The sequence below is a fragment of the Aquirufa sp. ROCK2-A2 genome (assembly GCF_054558485.1).
Genome location: NZ_JBPXKA010000008.1, coordinates 99,618 through 118,716 on the forward strand (window position 1 = coordinate 99,618; position 19,099 = coordinate 118,716).

A 19,099-nucleotide genomic window follows, 5' to 3' on the forward strand; every position below is an offset into this window, starting at 1 on the left:
TAATACCTCAATTCCCTCCTTCCATTAATCTTTCTGCATTTTCGGCAATTCTCAATTGCTCGATAAATTCCGCAATTTCGCCATCCATCACAACTGGTAAATTATAAACAGTTAAACCTATACGGTGGTCCGTTACACGCCCTTGAGGGTAATTGTAGGTTCTAATTTTATCTGAACGGTCACCTGAACCAACCATGGATTTTCTATTTCCAGCAATTTCAGCATTTCTTTTTGCCAATTCAATTTCATACAACCTTGAACGCAATACGGTCATGGCTTTGTCGAAATTTTTGATTTGCGATCTTTCATCCTGACATTGTACGACCAAGCCCGATGGAATGTGTGTTACACGAACTGCAGAATAGGTTGTATTTACCGATTGTCCACCTGCTCCTGAAGAACAGAACGTATCTTTTCGGATATCGTTCATATTGATTTGCACATCCACTTCATCCGCTTCAGGCAATACCGCCACTGAAGCAGCAGAAGTATGAATACGTCCTTGAGATTCTGTTGCAGGAACACGTTGTACTCGATGTACTCCCGATTCGAATTTTAATTTAGCATATACATCCTCCCCTTGAACGGAAGCAATTATCTCTTTAAAACCACCAGCGGATCCTTCTGTAAAATCCATGATTTGGAATGCCCAGCCCATTTTTTCCGCATACCTTTGGTACATTCGGAATAAATCACCCGCAAAAATAGAAGCCTCATCTCCACCAGTTCCACCACGAACCTCCAAAATACAATCCTTGGAATCGTTGGGATCCTTTGGAATCAACATTTCTTTCAATAGCTCTTCCAAATCCTTTTGTTGAGGCAACAATTCTTCTAATTCAGCTTTTGCCATATCTCGAAAATCCTCATCTTTTTCAGTAGCAATAACTTCTTTAGCTTCCTCAATGGATCGGATAATATTTTGAAAGGCAATATATTGATCAACAATTTTTTGTAAATCCTTGTACTCTTTACTTAAAGTTTTGAATTTCTTTAAATCGGAAACAACTTCCGGCATAGCAATTTGTTGCTCTACTTCTAAAAATCTTTCTCGGATGGCCTCTAACTGCTCCAGCATAATCTATTTAATTTTTAAAAAACTTTGCAAAGATAACAATTAAATTCATTGCCCTTTCTGCTATACTCGATTACCTTTGTAGAAATCTGATTTTATGAAAAAATACTATTTCTTATTTCTGGCTTCCATATTTATGCTGAACGCTTGCGACTTTTCCAAAAGAATCGATACCACTGCGGCTGTCAGAGAAATGAGGGAAAGAGAAGTGAAAAGAATTCTACCACAAGATATCGTCTTAGAAACAGAGCGCCTTGGACAAATCATTCAATCAACATTGGAGAAATCCTTGGATTCAAGTGCAATTCTTTCCAATAAATACCACATCCAAATTTTAAGTGGCGACCCAAAAGAATTATTGGCTAAAACAAAAGATCGAAAAATTAAAGAAACCTTGGATGCAATCAATTACAGCATTGAACAACATCAAGAAATTCCAGCAAGCATCCAAAAAAACACCCAAGGAGATAGCTTATTTTACATTTTTACGAATCCGAAAAAACAAATCATCATGATTGGATTCGCTAAAAAAGAAGTCGTTATGGGAATGGGCAAGAAGTAGATAGGAAAGTGGTTGGATATAAGATGTAAGATTAATTCGATAGATATAAAACATACCTTTTACCTATTACCTAATACCTTTTACCTATTACCTTTTACCTATTACATCATCAGTTTTCAACCAATCGAAAACTAGCTAAAGCCTGAGCGTCAGTGGAAGAAAATAATAAGATATTTTGATTCAATTTAATTTGATTGGTCTTTTCCAACAATTGAACAAACTGATTTTCTACTTCCATATTTTGGCAATACATTTTCGTCGCACCTACGTTAGAAAATGAAATTTTCGTATTCTCTCCCAATTGAAAAGAGCCAAACATTGTATTGCATCCTGCTTTTGCACTAAACTGATCCTCTTTGGCGTCAAATTTTATATAATAGGCATTAACGTCATCTTCGATGGATTTGGAATTCAATTGAGTTAACTGCCATTTTTTATTGCGCAGGTCGGAATTAGAAACGACCGTTGAGGTAATTAATAAATTGGATGGATTACTTTCTTTTTGACAAGAAAAAAAGAATATTCCACCGATAAGCAAAATCAAAATTCGCATATATTTATTTGTCCAAATCATTTATGAGAAACTTAATTCTTGAATAGCTAACCAAGCCATTAAGCCAGGCCCATGTACAAGGGCTTTTTCATCTATATTAAAATTAGGAGTATGTACACCATGAATGATGCCATCTGCCTCATTTCGAATACCTAAGCGATAAAAACACGCATCTACATGGTGGGTATAAAAAGCAAAATCCTCTGCCGCCATCCAAATATCCAAGTCGATAACGTTGTCTTCCCCCATATATTCTATCGCCGCAGATTTCATTCTTCGAGTCAGCTCCGGATTATTCTGCAAAAACGGATAACCCTTCAAAACATGAAAGTCGCATGAACCACCCATTGCTTCTGCAATCCCCTCTGCCAACTTCTTCATTTTAGCTAAACCATCGGCTCTCCAAGTTTCATCCATGGCACGAAACGTTCCTTCAATTTTTACTTCATTGGGGATAACATTTGTCGCGCCATTGGCAATAAACTTCCCAAATGTTAAGACAGATGGAAGCCTTGGATTTTTATTTCTTGAAATAATTTGTTGCATGGCCACAATGATGTGTGAGGCAATCACGACAGGATCAATGCAATTGTCTGGCATGGCACCATGCCCACCCAATCCTTTAACCGTTAAATACAATTCATCTGCACTTGCCATGTACATCCCTTCTCTAAAGCCAATTTTCCCAACAGGGATATTGGTCGCAACATGTTGGCCTAAAATTCCATTCGGTTTAGGATTTTCCAAAGCGCCTTCTTTAATCATGATACTTGCGCCACCAGGTGCTTTTTCCTCCGCAGGTTGAAACAATAATTTCACCGTTCCTTCAAATTCATCTTTGATGGATTGTAAAATTTTGGCAGTAGCCAATAAAGATGAAGTATGTACATCATGTCCACAAGCATGCATGACTCCTGGATTTTGAGATTTATATGGCAAATCATTCTCTTCCAATATGGGCAAAGCATCCATGTCCGCACGCAAGGCAATTACTTTTTTATGCGGATTTTTTCCTTCAATTAAGGCAATGACGCCTGTATTGGCTATTTTCTCCGTTTTGATTCCGTAAGATGTCAATTGTTTTTCCACATAGGCCTGAGTTCCGAATTCTTGAAAAGACAGTTCCGGATTTTGATGAATGTATTGTCTATTCGATACCGTTTCCTGAGAATTTTGATCTGCTAAACTTTTTATTTTTTCCAGAACTGAAGACATAAAAGGGCTATTATTTTTACAAAGCTAATAAATTGTCGATGCTTATTCTATCAAATACTTATTTTTAGTAACTTTAAAAACAGATGGTCGGATGGAGAGTTTATTCTTTTAAATCTATTGCCAATGAGTCGGAAAGTGTTAGTTTTAAATCAAGATTATTCGGCGCTGACGATATGTTCTAGCCCAAAAGCATTCTTACTCGTCTATCTGAATAAAGCTGAATTAGTTGCTGAATGTGACACCGAAAAACTTCATTCCATCACACAAACCTTCCCTTACCCATCCGTCATCCGCTTATACAAATATGTGTATTTCCCTTACAAGGGAGTCATGCTAAGTCGACAAAATGTTTTCAAAAGAGACGAAAACAAGTGTCAATATTGCGGATCAAGAGAGCATTTAACCTTGGATCATGTGATTCCTAAGTCTCGACAAGGGCGTACAACCTGGGATAATTTGACAACCGCCTGCAAATATTGTAATTCGAAAAAAGGACATTTCACTCCAGAAGAAGCTGGCATGCAATTATTGCGGAAACCATATAAACCATCTTTTATTATGTTTTTGCGGAATTTTTCAGGAATTTTGGACCAGCAATGGCTTCCATTTGTTGGATCAAAAAAGGAACAAATCATACAATAATGAAAATTTCGTTTATCGGTGCCGGAAATGTGGCTTGGAATTTAGCTCCAGCTTTAGAAAATGCAGGTAATAGTGTTCAAGAGGTTTTTAGTAGAAATCCTCAAAAAGCCAATAAATTAGTCTCATCCTTGTACAATGCGCATGTTCAAGAGCATTTGGATTTTTCTGAATCAGCTGCGAATGTGTTTTTTGTTTGTGTCCCCGAAACCGCTTATCCACAGGTCTTACCTGAATTATTATTGCCCAAATATGCCACTTTAATCCTGGTAGCAGCCAGTTTTCCATTGAACGAGGCAGCTACTTTATATGATCCCAACCGAGAAAGTACCAATCAAATTGGCGTTTTTTATCCATTGCAATTTTTTCAAATTGGCAAAAAAATCAATTTAACCAAAACTCCTATTTGCCTAGAAACCCATTTGGAGGAAACACAAGGAATTTTGATTCAATTAGCCAAAGACATCACCGATTTAATGTATTTGGTTAATTCGGAAGAAAGAAAAAGAATACATTTAGCGAGCCTGATGGCTGGACTTTTCACTCGTCAATTATTGGACCAAGCGAAAGGTTTGTTGCAAGAAATTGAGTTGGAGGCTGGACTCATTAGCTCATTGGTTCATCACCAAATCAACGCCTATTTCTCAGGGGAAGAAACGGATAAAGATTCCGAAATTGCTCAATTACCGAGCTCCCGTCAAACCTTTGACCATTTAGATATGATCAAGACCGATGAGATGCAAGAAGTTTATAAGAATTTAATCAAAAGTATTAAGCGGAAGTAAGTTGTATCAGGTAATAGGTATTTATTTCTAACTACTTATTGTCTGAAATATAATTTATTTGGTTTTTATGAATGTATGATTTAAAATAGCTCATAATTCTATTACCAAAAATGAGTAATAATTTTAATGACAATAGACCCGAGTAATTAGTGTCTAAAATTAACCGGATTAGGTTCTATAAATTCATACGCTAATTCCTTCGTCAATTTATCCGATGAAACAAGTTTAAAAGAAGGACAAACGCCTGGATTCCAAATGGCTTTTGGCAAATTTCTTCTTTCACAATCGGCATCTCCTACTTCTTTTTTGGACGGATGCTCAGGCGCTACAACATTATAAATTCCGCCATCAATGTCTTGAATTGCCTTTTCCAAGATAGCTAAAACATCTTTTTGATGGACATAATTGACAGGGCATTCTCCTCCATCCACTTCTCTACCAGAAAAGTACTTGGCCACAAAACGCTCTTCGCCCATCAAACCACCTAGTCGCAAGATAATAAATGGACAATTAGCTGTCTGGATGATTTTTTCCGCTTGAGTAATCAAGGATGATTCATCCAAATCAGACGACTCATTAACCCATGAGTTATTATTTTGATAAACGGATGTCGATGATAAAAAAATTATCTTTTTTACCTTATTAGAATCTAAATGGGTAATCCAGTCCCGTAAAACAGAGAGGTAGAAATCGGAGGAATTCTGTTTCCTTCTCGGCGGAATGGTCCAAATTTGAATGTCTGAATGGCATAAATATGTCCAATGATCAGCGGGCAGATTTGCTTCAGCTTTCCAATCCAATTCCAATAAATTAGCGGATGGAGTCAGCGAACGATAGGAGGATTTGGTAACTTTGACGGTATGACCCGAATTAGCTAAATTTTTTGCCAAAGGATTTCCAATCCAACCACCACCAAAAATTGAAATTTGCATAATTGTGTATTACGGAACAAATTTATTAAATTAATAGTTTACTATTTCTGACATTTACCAAAATTCTGAACCAGACCCTGTTTTGATTTAAAATTATGAACAAATTACTCTTTATTCCTATCATGTCTATATTCCTTTTGGGCATAGACACTTATGTTTGGCAAGCAGTAAAACTAGCTTTCAATAACACCTCCGAAGGAATACAAAATGCCGTCAAATATGGATATTGGGGTTTCACGGCCTTGGTTTTCCTAGGTATATTTGCCTACAATTTCTTGCCATTACATTTTTGGAGAAACGAGTTAAGGATCACTTTCATGGCATTTGTGATGATCTCAATTTTTTCCAAAATTTTCATCTTGCTATTTTTAATGATTGAAGATTTAACCCGTCTTTTGAGATGGGGATTTCATCAAACCAAACAAGCTATCAATCCAAATGAAACCGTTGCAAATTCAATAAGCAGAAGCGAATTCATTGCCAAAACCGCCCTTGCTGTGGGAGCTATACCCGCTGCCACCTTCACTTTTGGAATCATTTCGGGTGCGCATGATTACCGTGTAGAAAATGTAAAATTGAAAATCCCGAATTTACCTAAAGCTTTTAATGGTTTACGAATTGCACAAGTATCCGATATACATTCAGGTAGTTTTTTCAACAAGACAGCGGTTCAAGGGGGTGTCGACATGATCATGCGAGAGAAAACCGATTTAATCTTTTTTACAGGCGACTTAGTGAATAATGAAGCAAAAGAAGTGGAGGATTATTTCAATATGTTTTCCAAGATCAAGGCGCCTTTAGGAGTTTACAGTACTCTGGGAAATCATGATTATGGCGATTATGTAAGATGGAAAAGTCCGGCCGCTAAAAAAGAAAACTTGAAAGATTTAATGAAAGCACACGAATTAATGGGCTGGAATTTAATGATGGATGAACATAAAATTTTGGAGGAATCGGGTGAAAAATTAGCATTGATTGGCGTTCAAAATATCGGAGTTGGTCGCTTTCCTTGGTATGGGAATTTAGAAAAAGCATATAAAGGAACAGAAGAAGTAAGCACCAAATTATTGCTTTCTCATGACCCTACGCATTGGAATGCAGAAGTAACCAAAAAGTACCATGATATTGATGTTGCATTTGCGGGACATACCCATGGGACCCAATTTGGAGTAAAAATTGGTGGATTTAATTGGTCTCCTGCACAATATGTTTACAAACAATGGGCAGGATTGTATCATGAAGGCAATCAACAATTGTATGTGAACAGAGGATTTGGGTATTTAGGTTATCCTGGTAGAGTCGGTATGCCACCAGAAATTTCTGTTTTCACTTTGACCTCGTAGGAGAGAGAAAAGAGAAAAGAGAAGATAGAAAAGAGAAGATAGAAATAGAAAATAGGCAAAGCATTGGTTGAGACTCAGGAAGCCAAAAGCGGTAAAACGCTAGAAAAGTAAAAGAGTTAAGATTTTTTATAAAACAATAATTTTAGAAATGATTTGTGCAATTATTAAAAAAATGCTAATTTTGTGTCCCGATTAAAGGGCTTTGTGGCCGAGTGGCTAGGCAGAGGTCTGCAAAACCTTGTACAGCGGTTCGAATCCGCTCGAAGCCTCCCAAAACCTTCCAATGAAAATTGGGAGGTTTTTTTATTTGGCATGGAGGCAAGAGAAAAGAAAAGTGACAACCAAATTCAGGCAAGTACATACCTTTTGCCTATTACCTTTTACCTAATACCTTTTACCTTTGACCTATTACCAATTATCCAATAATGTATAAAAAAAATACAAATTAAAGAATGACTTATTTTGAAAAATTCTAAATAAGCCTTTACTTCTTAAAAAAACCTGAAAATGAATAAGAAATTAATTGTTTCCTAAAAAATCGGATTGTAGTTTTGCGGACTGAATTAAAATGAGAATTCTAATATTATGTTTTGCAAAAAAATAAGTCTCGTTACCCTTTTATTTTCTTTCGTGTTGACATTTGCTTTATCAAATTCAACATTGGCTCAAGATGCAGCAGAAGGAGAATCTTTATTTAAAAACAACTGTGCGGCATGTCACGCATCTACAGATGAAACATTGGTAGGTCCAGGCCTTAAAGGTGTAAGTGAACGTCGTCCCATTGAATGGATCGTGAAATGGGTACACAATCCACAAGCTGTTATCGCTTCAGGTGATAAATATGCAAACGACTTGTATAACAAATTCAACAAAGCTGCAATGACTCCTTATCCGAATTTCTCGGAAGCTCAAATCAAAGGAATAATTGCCTACATTGATGCATCCAATGCTGCACCTGCGGCAGCGGCAGCAACTCCAGGAGCAGCACCAGCCGAAGGCGCAGCCGCTCCAGCTCAAAGCTCAGGTGGAATTATGGAAGTATTACTAGTGGCTTTATTAGCTATTATGGTTTTGGTGTTAATCGCATTATTATCAATTGTCAATTCCTTAAGCAAATTATCAACAACTAATACTGAAGCAGAAACACCTCTTCTACAAAGATTAGCTGAAAACGCGAAACAATTAGCTGCTAATTCATCTGTTAAAACAGGGGTTATCGTTTTAGTTTTATTGCTTGGTGGTAAAGCGACCATAGATTCAGCTTACGGAGTAGGTATTCATCAAGGATATGCACCAGAGCAACCTATTAAATTCTCGCATAAATTACATGCTGGTCAATATCAAATAAACTGTAACTATTGTCACACTGGAGTATACGAAGGAAAAGGTGCTAACGTACCTTCAGCAAATATTTGTATGAACTGCCATAATGCGATCAAAAGAGAATCACCTGAGATTCAAAAAATCTATACTGCTTTAGAAAAAAACGAACCTATTCAATGGGTTCGTGTTCATAATTTACCAGACTTAGCATATTTCAATCACTCTCAACATACCAATGTTGGTGGCTTAGAATGTAAAAACTGCCATGGAGAAATTGAGAAAATGGAAGTAGTAGAGCAACGTTCTACTTTGACCATGGGATGGTGTATCGATTGCCACCGTGCAACAGATGTTAATTCCAAAGGCAATGCCTATTATGACAAATTAGTCGAAGTACACAACAAGGATAGCAAGACTCCTTTAAAGGTTCAAAACATCGGTGGTTTAGAATGTTCTAAGTGCCATTATTAATAGTATTATAAAAGATTCAAAATTATTCTGAATAAGAAAGATTATATGGAAAATTCGAACAAAAGGTATTGGAAAGGAATTGAGGAGCTAACCAATGAGCCATCGTTTGTTAAAAATATCCACAATGAGTTTGGCAATATGCCATCTGAAAATGAAGCTAAAGGAGAATCTTTGGTAGATGGATCAGGAACTCATCGTCGTGATTTTTTAAAGATGTTAGGTTTTGGTGTAGCTGCAGTTTCATTGGCAGCATGCGAAGCGCCGGTTAAAAACACCATCCCTTATTTGAACAAACCTGAAGATGTTGAGCCAACTATCGCCAACTGGTATGCATCCACGTATGTTGACGGTGGAGAGTACGCTTCAATTTTGGTTAAGACTCGTGAAGGTCGTCCAATTAAAATAGAAGGAAATAAGCTTTCTTCTGTTTCTAAAGGTGCCCTATCAGCTAGAGCACATGCTTCCGTTCTTAGCCTTTATGACAACGAAAAATTAAAAGGGCCTCAAGCTGGTGGTAAATCAACCGATTGGGCACAATTAGATAAAGAATTTGTTGCTAAATTATCAGCAGTTGCTGCCAAAGGTGGTCAAATCAGAATCGTTTCTAACACCATTCTTTCACCATCTACGAAAAAAGTAATTGGCGATTTTATCTCGAAATATCCAACAACTCAACATGTGGTATATGATGCCAATCCAGCTTATGGTTTGACTCAAGCACATGGTGGAGTTTTGCCAAGCATTGATTTCAGTAAAGCTAAAACCATCGTTTCCCTAGGAGCTGACTTCTTAGGAACTTGGGTTGCTCCTACTGAATTCGCTGCACAATGGGCGATCACTCGCCGTGTTAGTTCGGAAAAAGGTGGTAAAAAAGAAATGTCTCGTCATTACCAATTTGAGACGATTTTATCCAACACAGGTGCTAATGCTGATTATCGTTCTGCATACAAACCATCTCAAGAAGGTTTAGTAGCAGTTGCCTTATACAATGCAGTAGCAAAACTAACAGGAGCTGCAGCAATTGCAGGTGCAAGTGTTAAAATAGATCATTTAGACAAAGCTGCGAAAGATTTAGTTGCATCAAAAGGTGCTTCAATCGTAGTTGCTGGATCAAATGACCCAGAAATTCAAAAAATTGTAGTAGCCATCAACGCTTTAGTTGGTGCTTACGGAACAACTATCAATACAGCTACTCCTGTAAATTACCGTCAAGGTAATGATATGGCGATGGCTAATTTCATTAAAGAAGTAGGTGCAGGTTCAATCGCTGCAGTTATTTTCTATAATGCAAATCCGGTTTACAATCATCCAATGGGTGCTGCGTTAGCAAAAGCTTTACCTTCCATTGGTTTAAGTTTAGCAACCAACGAAAGAGCAGATGAAACAGCCTCTTTATGTCAGTTCAGCGCACCAGATTCACATTATTTAGAGTCATGGAATGATGCAGAACCAAAAGCAGGATCTTATTCATTATCTCAACCAACCATCTCTACCATTTTCAAAACTCGCCAAGCGCAAGATAGTTTCATAACTTGGGCTGGTATTGCAGGAGATTATGCTACCTACTTAGAGCGTAATTGGGAAGCAAATATCTTGAAAGGTGGAGCCGTTCAATGGAAAGCAGCGTTACATGATGGGGTTTTTGGATCAGCAGAAATTGTATCAAGTGCAAGTCCTTTAGTAGATGTAAATGCATCAGCTGCAGCGATTTCTAAAACATACAAGGCCAATTCTTCTGATTTAGAAATTGCCGTTTATGAAAAAGTAGGTTTAGGAACAGGTTCACAAGCCAATAATCCTTGGTTACAAGAATTCCCTGAGCCAGTTTCAAAAGCATGTTGGGACAATTATGCATCTATTTCGCAACCAACTGCTACAAAGTTAAACTTAAAACAAGGAGACGTAGTTAAAGTAAGCGCAAAAGGTTACGATGTAACATTGCCAATACTTGTTCAACCAGGTCAAGCTTCAGATACGATTGCTATCGCTATCGGATACGGAAGAACAAAAGCAGGTAAATCAGCTGATGGAGTTGGAGTAAACGCTTACCCTTTTATTTCAGAAATCAACGGTGCTTGTGTAGGCGTATGTACACAAGGAGTTATCTTAACATCAACAGGAGAAGAAAAAGCGATTGCTCAAACACAAACACACCATACAGTAATGGCTCGTCAAGCAGTCGTTCAAGAAACTGTATTGGGTGCTTTTGTAAAAGATCCGCAATCAGGAAGATATAAGCCAGAAATTAGCACAGCAGAAGGTAAAAAATCTGCGATGGACATTACGCTTTGGAATGGCCATAAATACAATAACCATGCTTGGGGTATGGTGATTGACTTGAATACTTGTACAGGATGTTCTGCTTGCGTGGTTTCATGCTCAGCAGAGAACAACGTGCCAGTAGTTGGTCGCCAAGAAGTAATCAATCGTCGCGAAATGCACTGGATGCGTATTGACCGTTATTACTCATCTGATGCAGAAGTAGAAGATGTCAAAGGATTAGAAATTGCTTCTGATAATCCGGAAGTTGTATTCCAACCCATGTTATGTCAACACTGTAACAACGCTCCTTGTGAGACGGTTTGCCCAGTATTAGCAACAACGCACTCATCTGAAGGGTTGAACCAAATGACCTACAACCGTTGTATTGGTACCCGTTATTGCGCAAATAACTGCCCATACAAAGTTCGTCGTTTCAACTGGTTCCGTTATTTCCAAACAGATGAATTTGATTTCCATTTCAACAATGACTTAGGTCGTATGGTGATTAACCCAGATGTAACAGTTCGTTCTCGTGGAGTTATGGAAAAATGCTCAATGTGTGTTCAACGAATCCAAGAAGGTAAATTAACAGCGAAGAAAGAAAAGAGAAGACCAGTAGATGGAGAAATCCAAGTAGCTTGTGCTCAATCTTGTCCAACCAATGCGATTACTTTTGGAGACATGAACGATCCTGCATCTGAAATCTCAAAATTATTAGCTGTTGAGAGAGAAGGTAGAGCATATGGTGTGATTGAAGAAATCAATGTTAAGCCTAACATCTCTTACTTAATGAAAGTGAGAAATAAAGAAGGTCACCAAGCATAATTGTTGAAATAAAATTTTTAAAACGTAATAAACTATAATAAATATATGTCGCACGTTGTATCACCCATAAGAGAGCACCTAGTTACTGGAGGCAAATCTTATTCAGATGTCACCCACGATATTTGCAAGCAGGTAGAGGGAGAACCAACCAAAGAGTGGAAATGGGCATTTGGCATTTCATGCATTATCTTTGCTTATGGAGCCTATTGCTTATTTTATACTTGGTGGCAAGGAATTGGTGTTTGGGGATTAAATAAAACTGTCGGTTGGGCATGGGACATTACCAACTTCGTTTGGTGGGTAGGTATCGGTCACGCAGGTACTTTGATTTCTGCTGTATTATTATTGTTCCGTCAAAAATGGAGAACATCTATCAACCGTTCAGCGGAGGCGATGACTATCTTTGCTGTACTTTGTGCTGCATCATTTATTTTGGCTCACATGGGTCGTCCTTGGTTAGCTCATTGGGCTTTACCTTTACCAAATGCTTTTGGTTCTTTATGGGTTAACTTCAACTCTCCTTTGGTATGGGACGTATTTGCTATCTCCACTTATTTATCTGTTTCATTGTTATTCTGGTACATGGGTTTAGTACCAGATTTGGCAACCATTCGTGATAGAGCAACAACAAAAGGAAGAAAATTCTGGTATGGTTTATTCAGCTTAGGCTGGAATGGATCTGCAAAAACTTGGGCAAGATATGAATATATGTCATTGATTTTGGCAGGTATCTCTACTCCTTTGGTACTTTCTGTACACACCATTGTATCCATGGACTTTGCAACGTCTGTTATTCCAGGATGGCATACGACCATTTTCCCTCCTTATTTCGTTGCGGGTGCGATTTTCTCCGGATTCGCAATGGTACAAACGTTGTTATTGATTACTCGTGTTGTATTTAAATTAGAAGATTACATCACAATTGAACACATTGAAATGATGAATATCATTATTACGGTAACGGGTTCAATTGTTGGTATCGCTTATTTAACAGAATTTTTTATTGCTTGGTATTCTGGAGTTGAATATGAAAGTTATGCATTCATTAACCGTGCCACAGGTCCATATTGGTGGGCATATTGGATGATGATGACTTGTAACGTAATTTCTCCTCAGTTGTTCTGGTCAAAAAGCATTCGTACCAACTTATTGGTAAGTTTCTTCTTATCTATCGTCGTTAACGTAGGTATGTGGTTTGAGCGTTTTGTAATCATTGTTACTTCGTTGCACCGTGATTATATCCCATCTTCTTGGGCTATGTTCTCTCCAACGATGTATGATATCGGAGATTACATCTTCTCATTTGGTTTATTCTTTACTTTATTTTTCTTATTTGCTAAGTTTTTACCAGTTGTAAACATGGCGGAAGTAAAATCGGTAATGAAAGGAGTTTCAACCAACTTCCCGGCTAAAAAAGCAGCGAAGGCAAGCAAAAGCGAAGAATAAGAAAATTTGAAATCAGAAATTAAAATATTATGAGTTCTACAAGTAATTACATTTTAGGAGTTTTTGATGATGAGGATGAAGTTTTACACGCTGTAAGCGAAGTAAAGGCTAAAGGCATCAAAATTGAAGAAGTTTATACTCCTTTCCCAATCCACGGATTAGATACCGCTATTGGACACGCACGTACGCGTCTGCCCATCGCAGCATTTATGTTTGGATCTTTAGGATTTATTTGCGCACAAGCATTGATCAACTACACCATGGTATTTGATTGGCCAATGATTATTGGAGGTAAAGATTTCTTTGCATTACCAGACTGGATTCCAATTACTTTTGAAGGAACCGTGTTATTCACAGCCTTTGGTATGGTGACTACATTCTGTATTTCCAATGGATTATATCCAGGAAAAAAGATCGATGTATTAGATCTAAGAATCACAGATGATCGTTTTGTAATGGCCATCGACTTGTCTAAAAATAAAATTAGTCAAGAAGAAATTACAAAAGCCTTGAAAAGTTCAGGAGCTGTTGAAGTAAATATTAAATAATTAATCAAGAACAAATTGTTCAAGAAGAAGAATAATAAGATGTTTAATCAAAGCAACAAAGTCGTTATTTTAGCAGGTTTAGCAATTGGATTACTAAGTTCTTGCGGAAAAAATCCAAACGATACAGGTACAGAATTTGCACCTAACATGTATCATTCGGTAGCTTATGAACCGATGACACAAACGGCAGGTGATACAAATACCATTAATCCATTGGGAATGAACATGCGTCAACCTGTTAAAGGGACTGTGGCCAGAAACAAATTCACCGGTCCAGATAGTGTTAAACAAGCATTTTTGAGCCAAGATTTGATTTCAAAAACGATTCCAAACGATAGTATTTCCTATTCCGAAAAATTATTAACCAATCCGTTGGCAGCAACTCCAGAAAATATTGAAGCTGGAAAGCAACAATACGAAAGATTCTGTCAGCATTGCCATGGTGAAACTGGTAAAGGCGATGGTTTAGTGGCAAAACAATACAAAGGTATTCCGATTTATTCAAGTGATGCTTTAAAGACATTAAATGATGGACATATCTATCACGTCATTACACATGGAAAAGGTAGAATGTGGCCACATGGATCACAAATATCTTCAGCAAATCGTTGGAAAATTGTACTTTATGTACATGAATTACAAAAACAATAGGATCAATTATTAATTATTAAATAGAGATAAAAATGGCGGGACATTCACATTTTTCCCCAGCAAATGTAGAAGAGCATTTCGAATTCACTTCTGAAGGCAAAAAGAGAATTATTTATGCTTTCGTTGCAGGATTAGTAGCTTTAGTTGTTGGAATTTACCTTTTATCAAAAGGCGAAGCTGGTGGACATGAAGTTGCCAATGCTGGTCACGAAGCTGTAAAGGCGGGTCACGAAGCAGCAGCAGAACATTTATCTGGTGGTGCAGCATCTCATCAACCGAATTCACATTACGATTGGACTAATAGAATTTGGGCAAACGTATGGTTGAACGGTGTATTCTTTACCGGAATCGCTGTTATTGGTATGTTCTTTGTTTCATTGCAATATTTAGCTAAAGCTGGTTGGTCATCAGTAGTTAAAAGAGTACCTGAAGCATTTCCTAAATTCTTATACATTACATTCCCTATTTTATTGGCGGTATTCTTCTTTAAAGGAGACGTAATCTTCCATTGGATGCACCATGGTGTAACGGAAGTAGGTAGTGAAAATTATGATAAAATCATTGCAGGTAAGGCTGGATACTTAAACAAAACGTTCTTTATCGCAAGATTAGTAGCATTTTTTGTTTTATGGTTAGGTCTTTGGACAACTATCCGTAAAAAATCGTTGGAAGAAGATTTAAATGGTGGAACAGAGACTTTCTATCAAATGGTCAAAATTGCCGTAGCATTTATCGTGGTGATGGGTATTTCAAGCTCAATGTCAGCCTGGGATTGGGTTATGTCCATCGATACACACTGGTTCTCTACAATGTTTGGATGGTACATGTTCTCTTCTTGGCACGTTTCAGGATTAGCTGTAATTACCTTAACTATTCTTTATTTGAAAGACAAAGGTTATATGCAATATGTAAACGACTCACATCTACATGATTTGGGTAAATTTATGTTTGCATTCTCCATCTTTTGGTCTTATGTATGGTTCTCTCAATTCTTGTTGATTTACTATGCCAACTTCCCTGAAGAAACCATTTATTTCCTAGAAAGATGGGAAGGACATAACAAAATTTACAAAACAGCAGAAATTTTAAACATTTTCTTTAACTTTTTAATGCCTTTCTTAGTTTTAATGACAAGAGATGCAAAAAGAACAAGAATATTCTTGAAAATAGCGTGTTTCTTTATTATCGGTGGTCATTATATCGATTTTTATCAAATGATTATGCCGGGAGTAGTTGGACCACATGGAGGATTTGGTTTAGTTGAATTTGGAATGGTAACAGTTTTTGCTTCTGCATTTATCTATGTTATTTCAGACGAATTGACAAAAGCATCTTTGGTTGCCAAAAATCATCCATTCTTGCCAGAATCATTACACCACGATATTTAATATTTTAAAAAGAACGAATCAAAAATAAAATCTTATGAATTACCTGATAGGTCTTTTATCCATAGTTTTCTTTATTCTTGCGATAGTATTAATTAGCAAAAGTTTAAAGTTAAATAAAAATTTAGGTGGAGGTGAATCCAATGCTGATGAAGCACTAGATTCAAACAACAATACAAATGCTTACGGAATGTTACTATTCTGGTTGGTTGGTACAATTGCTGGAGTTTGGTCATTTTTAAATGCACAACCTGATTTTTTACCAACAGCAGCTTCTGCACATGGGGTTGATACAGATAAAATGTTTTGGGTATCCATGAGTGTAGTTACTTTAGCATTTTTTGCAACTAACACCTTGTTATTGTTCTTCGCTTACAAATACCGTTATAACAAAAATAGAGTAGCTACCTTTTATCCAGTCAATCATAAACTAGAGGTTATTTGGACAGTTATTCCAGCAATCGTTATGGCGATTTTAGTATTTACAGGTTGGAGAACATGGAGAGATATTACGTCTCAAGCACCAAGTAGTTCTGAGGTAATTGAAATTACTGGACACCAATTTGGTTGGTACGTGAGATATTCTGGAAACGATGATAATACATTGGGTAATTTCAATTATAAATTGATCGATGATACAAATAACATCGGTATTGACTTTACAGATAAAAATTCATTTGACGACTTTACCGCAACTGAATTACACTTTCCAAAAGGCAAACCTGTATTATTGAAGATTAAAGCTCAAGATGTATTGCATTCGGTATATTTACCGTTTCACCGAGTAAAAATGGATGCTGTACCAGGTATGCCTACTAAATTCTGGTTTACTCCAACCGTTTCAACTGCTGAAATGAGAGCCAAATTAGGAAAAAGTGATTTCAACTTTAAGTTAAATTGTACAGAAATTTGTGGAAGAGGACATTTTGGTATGTCTATCACCGTATTTGTCGATGAGCCTGAAGATTATGCAAAATGGAAAGCTGAACAAAAACCTTTCCTTACTTTAAATCCATCTTACATGGATAAAGTTCCTGCAAATTTAAAAGCGAAAGCACAAAAATATTTTGTACCTGCTGAACCAACATCAGTAGATAGTACAGCAACAGAAGTAACTGCAAAATAATTTAGAACAGAAGAAAGTAAAACTATATACTTATGTCAACTGCAACTACACACGCCGAAGAAGTTCACGCACATGCTCACGATCATGACCATGAGCACGAGCATCATGAATTAGGATTTATCAGAAAATACATCTTTTCAGAAGATCATAAAGTTATTGCTAGACAATACTTAATCTCTGGTATCCTATGGGCTTTCATTGGTGGTTCATTTTCAATCATTTTCCGTTTACAATTAGGATTTCCAGATATGAACCTTGATTGGTTAAAACCAATTTTAGGAACGTGGATTGATGAAGGCGGAAAGCTAGATAAAGAGTTTTATTTGGCCCTAGTGACCATGCATGGTACCATCATGGTATTCTTTGTATTGACAGCTGGATTATCTGGAACTTTTTCCAATTTCTTAATTCCTTTGCAAATTGGAGCAAGAGATATGGCATCAGGATTTATCAATATGTTATCCTATTGGTTCTTCTTCTTGTCCTCGATGATCATGTTCTGCTCTCTATTCTTAGAAACAGGACCTGCTTCAGGAGGTTGGGTAATTTATCCTCCATTAAGTGCATTACCACAAGCAATGCCTGGATCAGGATTGGGTATGACGCTATGGTTAACGAGTATGGCCTTCTTTATTGTATCCTCTTTAATGGGTGGTATCAATTACATATGTACGGTAATCAATTTACGTACAAGAGGTATGACTTTCACTAAAATGCCATTAACGATTTGGGCATTTTTCTTTACGGCAGTATTGGGTTTATTATCCTTCCCAGTATTATTATCAGCAGCATTATTGTTGATTTTTGATAGAAGCTTTGGAACATCGTTCTACCTTTCTGAAATCTACATCCAAGGTCAAGCATTACCAAATATGGGTGGTAGTCCAATTTTATACCAACACTTATTCTGGTTCTTAGGTCACCCAGAGGTTTATATCGTATTACTTCCTGCATTAGGTATGACGTCGGAAATCATTGCTACTAATTCGAGAAAACCAATTTTCGGTTACCGTGCGATGATTGGATCAATGATGGGTATTACCGTATTAGCCTTCATCGTATGGGCACACCATATGTTCGTAACAGGTATGAATCCTTTCTTAGGATCTGTATTTATGTTCTTAACTCTAATCATTGCAGTACCATCAGCAGTTAAGGCATTTAACTATATTACAACATTATGGAAAGGTAACATCATCTTCACGCCCGCCATGTTATTCTCTATTGGATTAGTTTCCTTGTTTATTTCAGGTGGTGTAACAGGTATTATTTTAGGTAATTCAGCATTGGATATTAACTTACATGATACATACTTCGTAGTAGCTCACTTCCACTTAGTAATGGGTGCAGCATCATTCTTTGGTTTGATGGCTGGGGTTTACCACTGGTATCCTAAAATGTTTGGTCGAATGATGAATAAAACAGCAGGATACATTCACTTCTGGTTTACATTTGTAGGAGTTTATGCAGTATTCTTCCCGATGCACTACACTGGTATTGCTGGTTTCCCAAGAAGATATTACTCATTCACAGCCTTAGGAAATGATTCTGCAGCTGCTTTTACAGACTTAAATGCATTTATTTCTATCGCAGCAATCATTACATTTAGTGCTCAAGCCATTTTCTTTATCAACTTCTTTTACTCGATGTTTAAAGGTAAAAAAGCAACTGAGAATCCTTGGAACTCTAATACACTAGAATGGACTACTCCAATTGAACCCGGACACGGTAACTGGCCAGGTGAAATACCAGCAGTTTATCGTTGGCCATATGACTATAGCAAACCAGGTTCTGCAACTGATTTTATTCCTCAACACATTCCTTTCTCTGCAACACCAGAATCGAATTTACCAGAGGAAAATGATGAAATTGCAAAAGAAAAAGCAATCGAAGATTTATTAGCTGCTCAAAACGAAAGCTATAATCGTTAAGATAAAGTAACCTAAAGGATGCATCGA

16 protein-coding genes and 1 tRNA gene are annotated in these 19,099 nt (G+C 37.0%); 13 read left to right on the top strand and 4 right to left on the bottom strand.

What is annotated here, in order from left to right:
• Nucleotides 1-7: 7 nt before the first annotated feature.
• Nucleotides 8-1,078 carry a peptide chain release factor 1 gene (gene prfA, locus V7S76_RS10705; RefSeq protein WP_459510100.1) on the bottom strand — a complete coding sequence of 357 codons (1,071 nt, stop codon included), beginning with the start codon at nucleotides 1,076-1,078 and terminating at the stop codon, nucleotides 8-10.
• A 94-nt stretch (nucleotides 1,079-1,172) separates the two neighbouring features.
• Between prfA and V7S76_RS10710 the strand changes: the two genes are divergently transcribed.
• A complete protein-coding gene (locus V7S76_RS10710; RefSeq protein ID WP_459510101.1) occupies nucleotides 1,173-1,637 on the top strand; it encodes a hypothetical protein in 465 nt (154 codons plus the stop codon).
• Between the two features lie 109 nt (nucleotides 1,638-1,746).
• On the opposite strand, the gene V7S76_RS10715 is transcribed toward V7S76_RS10710, so the two are convergent.
• Entirely contained in the window at nucleotides 1,747-2,211 is a 465-nt protein-coding gene (locus tag V7S76_RS10715) for an META domain-containing protein (RefSeq protein WP_459510102.1), read from the bottom strand.
• Nucleotides 2,212-3,405, bottom strand: coding sequence for a M20 metallopeptidase family protein (locus tag V7S76_RS10720; protein WP_459510103.1), 1,194 nt, complete (start codon nucleotides 3,403-3,405; stop codon nucleotides 2,212-2,214).
• Nucleotides 3,406-3,528: 123 nt separating this feature from the next.
• On the opposite strand from V7S76_RS10720, the gene V7S76_RS10725 reads away from it, so the two are divergent.
• Nucleotides 3,529-4,047: an HNH endonuclease gene (locus tag V7S76_RS10725; RefSeq protein WP_459510104.1), complete on the top strand. Its 519-nt coding sequence runs from the start codon at nucleotides 3,529-3,531 to the stop codon at nucleotides 4,045-4,047.
• The gene (locus tag V7S76_RS10730; RefSeq protein WP_459510105.1) at nucleotides 4,047-4,829 is read left to right on the top strand and encodes a DUF2520 domain-containing protein; all 783 of its coding nucleotides are present in this window, start codon (nucleotides 4,047-4,049) and stop codon (nucleotides 4,827-4,829) included. Before V7S76_RS10725 ends, V7S76_RS10730 begins: the two co-directional genes overlap by 1 nt.
• Before the next feature lie 146 nt (nucleotides 4,830-4,975).
• On the opposite strand, the gene V7S76_RS10735 is transcribed toward V7S76_RS10730, so the two are convergent.
• Nucleotides 4,976-5,761: a Rossmann-fold NAD(P)-binding domain-containing protein gene (locus V7S76_RS10735; protein WP_459510106.1), complete on the bottom strand. Its 786-nt coding sequence runs from the start codon at nucleotides 5,759-5,761 to the stop codon at nucleotides 4,976-4,978.
• 95 nt (nucleotides 5,762-5,856) lie between these two features.
• Between V7S76_RS10735 and V7S76_RS10740 the strand changes: the two genes are divergently transcribed.
• From V7S76_RS10740 to V7S76_RS10785, 10 genes are all read left to right on the top strand, one after another.
• On the top strand, nucleotides 5,857-7,104 hold the full coding sequence (locus tag V7S76_RS10740) for a metallophosphoesterase (protein ID WP_459510107.1): 1,248 nt from the start codon (nucleotides 5,857-5,859) through the stop codon (nucleotides 7,102-7,104).
• A gap of 198 nt (nucleotides 7,105-7,302) precedes the next feature.
• Nucleotides 7,303-7,373: transfer RNA gene (locus V7S76_RS10745), tRNA-Cys, on the top strand.
• 316 nt (nucleotides 7,374-7,689) lie between these two features.
• On the top strand, nucleotides 7,690-8,898 hold the full coding sequence (locus tag V7S76_RS10750; RefSeq protein WP_459510108.1) for a cytochrome c3 family protein: 1,209 nt from the start codon (nucleotides 7,690-7,692) through the stop codon (nucleotides 8,896-8,898).
• Nucleotides 8,899-8,943: 45 nt separating this feature from the next.
• Nucleotides 8,944-11,985: a TAT-variant-translocated molybdopterin oxidoreductase gene (locus tag V7S76_RS10755; RefSeq protein ID WP_459510109.1), complete on the top strand. Its 3,042-nt coding sequence runs from the start codon at nucleotides 8,944-8,946 to the stop codon at nucleotides 11,983-11,985.
• Between the two features lie 45 nt (nucleotides 11,986-12,030).
• Complete coding sequence (nrfD, locus tag V7S76_RS10760) at nucleotides 12,031-13,431, top strand: NrfD/PsrC family molybdoenzyme membrane anchor subunit (protein ID WP_459510110.1); 1,401 nt, start codon at nucleotides 12,031-12,033, stop codon at nucleotides 13,429-13,431.
• A gap of 29 nt (nucleotides 13,432-13,460) precedes the next feature.
• Nucleotides 13,461-13,979: a DUF3341 domain-containing protein gene (locus tag V7S76_RS10765; RefSeq protein ID WP_459510111.1), complete on the top strand. Its 519-nt coding sequence runs from the start codon at nucleotides 13,461-13,463 to the stop codon at nucleotides 13,977-13,979.
• A gap of 39 nt (nucleotides 13,980-14,018) precedes the next feature.
• Nucleotides 14,019-14,630 (top strand): c-type cytochrome, encoded by a 612-nt coding sequence (locus V7S76_RS10770; RefSeq protein WP_459510112.1) that lies wholly within the window; start codon nucleotides 14,019-14,021, stop codon nucleotides 14,628-14,630.
• A 32-nt stretch (nucleotides 14,631-14,662) separates the two neighbouring features.
• A complete protein-coding gene (locus tag V7S76_RS10775; RefSeq protein ID WP_459510113.1) occupies nucleotides 14,663-16,018 on the top strand; it encodes a quinol:cytochrome C oxidoreductase in 1,356 nt (451 codons plus the stop codon).
• Between the two features lie 34 nt (nucleotides 16,019-16,052).
• Nucleotides 16,053-17,141 (top strand): cytochrome c oxidase subunit II, encoded by a 1,089-nt coding sequence (locus V7S76_RS10780; protein WP_459510114.1) that lies wholly within the window; start codon nucleotides 16,053-16,055, stop codon nucleotides 17,139-17,141.
• 32 nt (nucleotides 17,142-17,173) lie between these two features.
• On the top strand, nucleotides 17,174-19,072 hold the full coding sequence (locus V7S76_RS10785) for a cytochrome c oxidase subunit I (protein ID WP_459510115.1): 1,899 nt from the start codon (nucleotides 17,174-17,176) through the stop codon (nucleotides 19,070-19,072).
• Nucleotides 19,073-19,099 lie beyond the last annotated feature (27 nt).